The following is a 249-nucleotide window of genomic DNA, read 5'->3' as shown; positions in this document are numbered from 1 at the left end:
CGACAAATAGCCACACCAAGCATCTGCCGTAAGGTTTACCGACTCTTGATAAGCATTCACCGCATCGGTTCCACCAGTCGATACCGGAATAACAGCCTGCTGCAATGCCGGCAAGAATGATCCCAAAAGGATACCATCTTGGTGCAACGCTTTTTCATCGGGATACAGCGGGTTCTTATTTATATCGGTCAACGTGTCGGTACAAGAGTTAGTAAGTGTTGACAAACCCATGAATAGAAGCCCCAGAAG

The 249-nt window shown here is 47.4% G+C and carries 1 protein-coding gene; it reads right to left on the bottom strand.

The features are described 5' to 3' along the window. Positions 1-192: SusD/RagB family nutrient-binding outer membrane lipoprotein (locus KB213_RS12210; protein WP_211683518.1), on the bottom strand; the 192-nt coding region annotated here is incomplete at its 3' end. Positions 193-249 lie beyond the last annotated feature (57 nt).

Origin of the sequence: Neokomagataea anthophila (genome assembly GCF_018122595.1) — a bacterium.
GTDB lineage: Bacteria > Pseudomonadota > Alphaproteobacteria > Acetobacterales > Acetobacteraceae > Gluconobacter > Gluconobacter anthophilus.
Note: the sequence above shows the minus strand (reverse complement) of the source record. Positions and strands in the feature narration are given on the sequence as shown.